At 55.5% G+C, this 263-nt stretch carries 1 protein-coding gene; it reads right to left on the bottom strand.

Annotated elements, in window-relative coordinates:
- Window positions 1-263 (bottom strand): aldehyde dehydrogenase family protein (locus tag MXD62_RS08830; RefSeq protein ID WP_248828895.1); only part of this gene is annotated, 263 nt, incomplete at both ends.

Here is a 263-nt window from a genome sequence, read left to right as displayed (position 1 = left end):
GCAAGCGGGAGCCTGCGGAGCATACCTGCCCTTGGTTGGCAAAAATGGCAAACATCGCGAATTCGACGGCTGTCTCAAAATCTGCATCAGCGAAAACGATGTTGGGCGATTTGCCGCCCAGCTCCAGCGAGATTTTTTTCAGGTTTCCGGTTGCAGCCTGCATAATGCTTCTGCCTGTCGCCGTTCCGCCGGTGAAAGCTACCTTGTCAATCAAATCGCTTGCCGCCAGCTCATGGCCGACAACCGGACCTACTCCTAGCACC

Origin of the sequence: Frankia sp. Mgl5 (assembly GCF_023242985.1) — a bacterium.
Taxonomy (GTDB): Bacteria; Actinomycetota; Actinomycetes; order Frankiales; family Frankiaceae; genus Parafrankia; species Parafrankia soli.
This window is presented reverse-complemented; position numbering and strand designations above follow the sequence as displayed.